Origin of the sequence: Sphaerotilus sp. (assembly GCF_041083715.1) — a bacterium.
GTDB lineage: Bacteria > Pseudomonadota > Gammaproteobacteria > Burkholderiales > Burkholderiaceae_C > Sphaerotilus.
Window position 1 is genome coordinate 1 of record NZ_JBFPGY010000334.1, and the last position, 5,808, is coordinate 5,808.

The 5,808-nt window shown below is 68.1% G+C and carries 6 protein-coding genes and 1 pseudogene; 1 reads left to right on the plus strand and 6 read right to left on the minus strand.

The window, feature by feature from the left end; genetic code table 11:
* The 5 genes and pseudogenes from AB3X43_RS15600 to AB3X43_RS15620 form a co-directional block, all read right to left on the minus strand.
* A pseudogene (locus tag AB3X43_RS15600) lies at positions 1–140 on the minus strand (fumarylacetoacetase); the annotation flags it as partial.
* A complete protein-coding gene (locus tag AB3X43_RS15605) occupies positions 137–385 on the minus strand; it encodes a DUF2783 domain-containing protein (protein WP_369430784.1) in 249 nt (82 codons plus the stop codon). The pseudogene AB3X43_RS15600 and the gene AB3X43_RS15605, both read right to left, overlap by 4 nt.
* Before the next feature lie 10 nt (positions 386–395).
* Positions 396–2,018, minus strand: a complete 1,623-nt coding sequence (locus AB3X43_RS15610) for an FAD-dependent oxidoreductase (RefSeq protein ID WP_369430785.1) — start codon at positions 2,016–2,018, stop codon at positions 396–398.
* A gap of 18 nt (positions 2,019–2,036) precedes the next feature.
* On the minus strand, positions 2,037–2,564 hold the full coding sequence (locus tag AB3X43_RS15615) for a VOC family protein (RefSeq protein ID WP_369430786.1): 528 nt from the start codon (positions 2,562–2,564) through the stop codon (positions 2,037–2,039).
* A 32-nt stretch (positions 2,565–2,596) separates the two neighbouring features.
* Complete coding sequence (locus AB3X43_RS15620; RefSeq protein WP_369430787.1) at positions 2,597–3,556, minus strand: MBL fold metallo-hydrolase; 960 nt, start codon at positions 3,554–3,556, stop codon at positions 2,597–2,599.
* A 120-nt stretch (positions 3,557–3,676) separates the two neighbouring features.
* On the opposite strand from AB3X43_RS15620, the gene AB3X43_RS15625 reads away from it, so the two are divergent.
* Complete coding sequence (locus AB3X43_RS15625) at positions 3,677–4,441, plus strand: IclR family transcriptional regulator (protein ID WP_369430788.1); 765 nt, start codon at positions 3,677–3,679, stop codon at positions 4,439–4,441.
* A 59-nt stretch (positions 4,442–4,500) separates the two neighbouring features.
* Here AB3X43_RS15625 and AB3X43_RS15630 read toward each other — a convergent pair whose 3' ends face one another.
* Positions 4,501–5,421 (minus strand): LysR substrate-binding domain-containing protein, encoded by a 921-nt coding sequence (locus AB3X43_RS15630; RefSeq protein WP_369430789.1) that lies wholly within the window; start codon positions 5,419–5,421, stop codon positions 4,501–4,503.
* Positions 5,422–5,808: the final 387 nt, after the last annotated feature.

Below are 5,808 nucleotides of genomic sequence, written 5' to 3' on the forward strand. Positions count from 1 at the left end.
CACGGCTCGTCCGTCCCGGCGCGGCGGGCGCGGGCGTAGGGCAGATTCTGGATCGGGAAATCGGTGGCGCCGTCGTTGGCCGATGCGACCCAGCTGCGCAGGGCGGGATCGTGGGTGGGGTCGAGGTGGGTGGGGTTCATGGGGCGGTGGGTTCCGGGGCGACGCCGTGGCGTGCGGCGGCCATGGCCTCGCGCAGCACGGCCATGTCGCCGATGTGGTTGGCCAGCAGCAGGACCAGCCGGGCGTTGACGAGGCGGCTCGTGTCGTCGTCGAGGCCGCGGTGGATGTCGATCAGCAGGTCGTAGAAGTCGTCGCCGGGCGTGTAGGCGCGCAGCGGGGCGGGCGAGCCGGCGCCGAAGTTGGGCTGGGTCTGGAGTCGGTTCATGGCGTCTGGCTCAGGCATTGCCGGTGGCGCGGGCCACGGCGGCACGCACGGCGGCGGTATCCGGGCGGCGCCAGCGGGCGGCGAGGATCTGGTCCGGGCGGATCAGGCAAGCGGTGCCGGGCCGTGCGTCATAGCGCCGCGCAGCGATGCCGTCAGCGGGCAGGCACAGCGTGCGCACCGGGATCGCATCGCTGGCCAGCGCATCGAACGCTGGCTTGCCCGCGTCTCCGAACAGCAGCAGCACGAAGCCGTTGCCTGTGTGCGCCAGCAGCCAGCCGTCGCGGCCATCCACCGTGACTGGCGCATCGTCCATCGGCGCCCCCGGCGCCATCCGACCGCTGAAGGTGTCACCCTCGGCGTCCGGCGTGGACAGGGGCGAGTCGCGGTGGTGCGTCGGCACCGACAGCCGGCCCGAGTTGACCAGCGCCCGCGCGAAGGCGTGGTCGTTCGCCAGCGTCAGCACCGCGTTGCGGATGTCGCGTGAGGCTTGGCTCTTGGGCGTCATGAAGTCGGTCGAGCGGGTCGAGTTGAGCAGATTCTCGTCGGCCGCCTCACCGCGCTCGGTGCTGTAGGTGTCCAGCAGCGCCTCGGGCGCCTGGCCGTCCAGCACCAGTTTCAGCTTCCACGCGAGGTTGTCCACGTCCTGGATGCCCGAGTTCGCGCCCCGCGCCCCGAACGGCGAGACCTGGTGCGCCGCATCACCGACGAACAGCAGCCGCCCGTGCCGGAAATCCGCCATGCGCCGACACTGGAAGGTGTAGACGCTGACCCACTCCAGCGTGAACTCGCGCTCCGGCCCCAGCATCGCCCGGATGCGCGGGATGACCTGCTCAGGCTTTTTTTCGTGCTCGGGGTCGGCGTCCCAGCCGAGCTGGAAGTCGATGCGCCAGACGTTGTCCGCCTCGCGGTGCAGCAGCACGCTCTGGTTCGGGTGGAAGGGCGGGTCGAACCAGAACCAGCGTTCTGCGGGGAAGTCCGCCTTCATCACCACGTCGGCGATCAGGAAACGGTCCTGGAACACCTTGCCGTCGATGTCGAGGCCGAGCTGGCGCCGGATCGGGCTGCGTGCGCCGTCGGCAACGACGAGCCAGTCGGTGTGCAGTTGGTAGGCGCCTTCGGCCGTCTCCACGTCGATCAGCGCACCGTCATCGTCACCGGTCAGGGGCGTCACCCGCGTGACCTTGCTGAGCCAGCGCAGGTCGAGGTTCGGCAGCGCGGCGGCACGATCGACGAGGTACTGCTCCAGGTAGTACTGCTGCAGGTTGACCATGCCGGGGCGGTGGTGGTCCGGCTCGGGCAGCAGGTTGAAGCTGAAGACCTCGGCGTCGCGGTGGAAGGTGCGCCCGACGTTCCACGTCACGCCCTTGTCCACCACCGCCTGCCCGCAGCCGAGCCGGTCGAGGATCTCCAGCGTGCGCTTGGCGTAGCACAGGCCACGCGAGCCGACGCTGACGGTGCTGTCGTCATCGAGCAGCACGACCGGCACACCCTGCTGCGCCAGGTCGATCGCCGCGCTCAGCCCGACCGGACCCGCGCCGACGACAACCACCGGGTGCCGTGCCACCGTGCCGGGCGTGTCCAGCTCGGCCGGGCGGCGCCAGGCGTAGCGGGGATAGGTGTAGGTGCTCAGCATCGCCGTGTTCCTGCCCGGTCAGCCTTCGTGCATCCACGCGGCATGGCGCGGTGCCCGCTTCGTCTGCGACCACTCTTCGAGCATGTCCCACTTGCACGCGTCGAGCTTGCGCATCATCTCGGGCGTGCCGATGTCGGCGGCGAGTTCGAGGCGGTGGCCGTTCGGGTCGAAGAAGTAGATCGACTTGAAGATCGTGTGGTTGATCGGTCCGAGCACGTCGATCCCGGCCGCGACCAGCTTCGCCTTCGCCGCTTCGAGGATCTCCATCGACGCCACCTTGAACGCGATGTGCTGCACCCAGCCCGGCGTGTTCTCGTCGCGGCCCATCGGGGGCGAGTTCGGCAGCTCGAAGAAGGCCAGCACGTTGCCGTTGCCCGCGTCGAGGAAGATGTGCATGTACGGGTCCGGCGCCTTGGTGGACGGCACCTCGTTCTCGGCGATGGCCAGCACGAAGTCCATGCCGAGGTGGTCGCGGTACCACTCGACGGTCTGCTTGGCGTCCTTGCAGCGGTAGGCGACGTGGTGAACGCCGTGGGTGATGCTCATGGTGGGTCTCCTGCGCAATGGGACAGCGGGAATCAGCCTTCGAGTGCCTGCCACATGGCGACATCGCGCTCGGCGGTCCAGATGCGCGGGTCGCGGTGGCCGGTGGCTTCGTCGTAGGCGCGGGTCACGTCGAAGGGCATGCAGTGGTTGAAGATCACCCAGTGGCCGAACTTCGGCTTCAAAGTGGCGAAGGTTTCCTCGTAGACCTTGCGCAGATCGCGGCCTTCGGCGGCACCGGCCTTGACGCTGGCATACAGCTCGCTCACGAACGCCCGCGTGCCCGCCAGACCGGCCTGCACCTGCTCCGGCGTCTGCAGCGCGGCGCCGCGGCCGGGCACCAGCTTCTCGGGGTTCAGCGCGGCGATGTTGTCGAGCGTCTGCGGCCAGTCCTGGAAATAGGCGTCGCCCGCATACGGCGTGGCGTCGAACTCGACCAGATCGCCCGAGAACAGGATCTTCTCCTTCGGCAGCCACGCCACCGTGTCGCCCTTGGTGTGGCCGCGCCCCAGTTGCAGGATCTGCACCTCGACCGAGCCGAGCCAGACCGTCATCTTCCCGGTGAAGGTGATCGTCGGCCACGTCAGGCCCGCCGGCACCGACTCGACGTTCTGGAACAACCGGGGGAAGCGGCCGATCTCGCTGGCCTTGTCGAACTCGCCGCGCTCGACGATCAGGTCGTGGGTGTCCTGGCTGGCGATGATCTGCTCGGGCGCGTAGGCCGTCGCGCCCAGCACCCGCACCGCGTGGTAATGGCTCAGCAGCACGTACTTGATCGGCTTGTCGGTCACCTCGCGGATGCGGCGGATCACGTCCTGCGCCATCACCGGCGTGGCCTGCGTGTCGATGACCATCACGGCGTCGTCGCCGATGATGATGCCGGTGTTCGGGTCGCCCTCGGCGGTGTAGGCGTAGGCGTGGTCCGAGAGCTTGTCGAAGCTGACCTTCTTTTCTTCCAGGTCGGCGGCGGAGGCGAAGGTCTTGGTCTGCGTCATGGCGGGCGGTTCCGAGGTTTGTTTCTGTAGAACGAATTCGTCTAATCCGAACGATGGTTGATCTTAGTCACGGCGTTTGTTAATGTCTAATGCATTCGCATTAGTAGAAACCCGCAAACCATGACCGAAGACCCCACCCCCCGCGGCTCCCGTGGCATCCAGAGCATCGAGGTCGGCGGCCAGTTGCTGCACGCGCTGGCCCACGCCGGCCGCCCGCTGGCGCTGAAAGACCTGGCCCGCGAAGCCGACATGACGCCTGCGAAGGCGCACCCCTACCTCGTCAGCTTCGGCGCGGTCGGGCTGGTCGAGCAGGACGCGGAAACCGGCCGCTACGGACTGGGGCCGCTGGCGCTGCAGTTGGGGCTGATCGCGCTGCAGCAGGTCGATCCGGTGCGGCTGGCCTCGCAAGAGCTGCCGGTGCTGGCACGCGAGGTGGGGCACACGGTGGCGATCGCCGTGTGGGGCAACCGGGGGCCGACCATCGTGCGGCTGGAGGAGGGGCCACAGGCGGTCCACGTCAACATGCGGCACGGCACGGTGGTGTCGGTCGATGGCACGGCGTCGGGGCTGCTGTTCGCCGCGCACCGGCCGGCGGAGGAGGTCGAAGCGATCCTGAAGACCGAAGGCGCCGGCCGCACGCTGGCCGATCTGGCGCCGCAACTGGAGCTGGTGCGCGCCCAGGGCTGGAGCGGCGCGGTCGATGGCTCGGTGCGGGGGGTCAGCGCGGTGGCCGCACCGGTGTTCGACGGCTTCGGGCAGATGGTGCTGGCGCTGACGGCGATCGGGCCGAGCGCGACGCTGGAGGTGCGGGGGGAGGCGGAGGTGGTGCGGGTGCTGCGGGAGCGGGGACGGGGGGTGTCGGCGCGGCTGGGGTGGCGGGGGTGAGTGGGATCAGGCTGCCAGCAGTGCATCCCGCGGGCTGCGGGTCGTGCCTGCTCGTGGGTTCAAGTACCTGCTGCGGAGGTCGGATGAGGGTTCAAGGCGCTATTCGCCGCCTCACCGTGGAGCCAGGACAAGAATGCTTCGAGGGGAGCGCGCTTCGCGTGCCGCGCCGGGTACACGGCAAAGTGTGCTTTGACTTGCACCGACTTGTCGAGGCTGAAGACAGGCCTGAGCTTGCCCTCGGCCAGATGTCGGTTCGCGATCGTGCAGCTTTCCAGTGCCACACCCAAACCGAGGCCCGCTGCATCGAGGGACATCATCGCGCGGTCGAAGCGAAGTGGCAGACGCTCGGGTGAACGCTGGTTCGTGCAGGCTCGGAACCAGTCTGACCACTGGACCACACTCACTTTGCTCTGGATCAGGGGCACGTCCAACAGTTGTTCTGTTCGCTTCAAGCGATGCGCACGGATGAAGGCCGGGCTTGCGAGCGGAGCAATGCGCTCCTCGAACAGCGGTTCGACCACGAGGTCCGGCCACTGCGGCGCACCGTAGCGGATGTCGATGTCCGCTTGCCCGAGGGCGAAGTCGCTGTGCGTGTGCGCGGCCGAAAGGTTGAGCGTGATGTCTGGGTAGGCCTGTGCGAACGCACTCAGCCGTGGCAGCAGCCAAAGGCTCGCGAAACTGGGGGTGGCGTGGACGTACAGGCTGTTGCTGACGCCTTGCCGCAGATCGTCGCTTGCAGAGGTGATGGCCGACAGCGCTCCGCCGACACGCCCAAGGTACTGCTCTCCGGCCGCACTCAATCGCACGCCATGGGCACTTCGCTCGAACAGGCGCACGCCCAGCTGCGACTCCAGTCGCGCCACTTGGTGGCTGATGGCGGATGCGGTCAGACGCAGCTCCGCTGCAGCCAGCGCGAAGCTGCGGCGGCGGGCGACGGCCTCGAACGCCTGAAGGTTGGCAATGAGGGGAACAGTGGCCATCGGGGGAACCCTGGCGTCAGATGAAAGCCTGTCATCTTAGCTTGATGAGACTTCTCTTGTCGTCATGTGGCCCTCCGCCGAAGATGCTGTTCAAGCACTCAGGAGACACGCAGGGCCACCAGAGCCCGGGCATTCCGAAGTCTCCGGTGCTTGCCTGGACATCCCACATCTTCGAGGAGACATCGACATGTTGCCCAATGACAAGCCAGCGTCCTGCAGCAAGCTGCTGCAGGACAGTGTCGGAGCCCTGGGGTGAGCAGGATGCTGCTGGAAGCTGAACCCGAGGCGCAGGGCGGGTCGTTCCCGGCGCGTGTCGAGGCGTGGCTGGGCCACGCGATCGAGGTGCCGGCCGCGGCGCTGGTGGTGGGGGAGGTGCTCGTGCTGCTG

Coding starts and splice junctions, on each gene's coding strand:
- AB3X43_RS15605 (WP_369430784.1), bottom strand. CDS start 385: ATGAACCGACTCCAGACCCAGCCCAACTTCGGCGCCGGCTCGCCCGCC.
- AB3X43_RS15610 (WP_369430785.1), bottom strand. CDS start 2,018: ATGCTGAGCACCTACACCTATCCCCGCTACGCCTGGCGCCGCCCGGCC.
- AB3X43_RS15615 (WP_369430786.1), bottom strand. CDS start 2,564: ATGAGCATCACCCACGGCGTTCACCACGTCGCCTACCGCTGCAAGGAC.
- AB3X43_RS15620 (WP_369430787.1), bottom strand. CDS start 3,556: ATGACGCAGACCAAGACCTTCGCCTCCGCCGCCGACCTGGAAGAAAAG.
- AB3X43_RS15625 (WP_369430788.1), top strand. CDS start 3,677: ATGACCGAAGACCCCACCCCCCGCGGCTCCCGTGGCATCCAGAGCATC.
- AB3X43_RS15630 (WP_369430789.1), bottom strand. CDS start 5,421: ATGGCCACTGTTCCCCTCATTGCCAACCTTCAGGCGTTCGAGGCCGTC.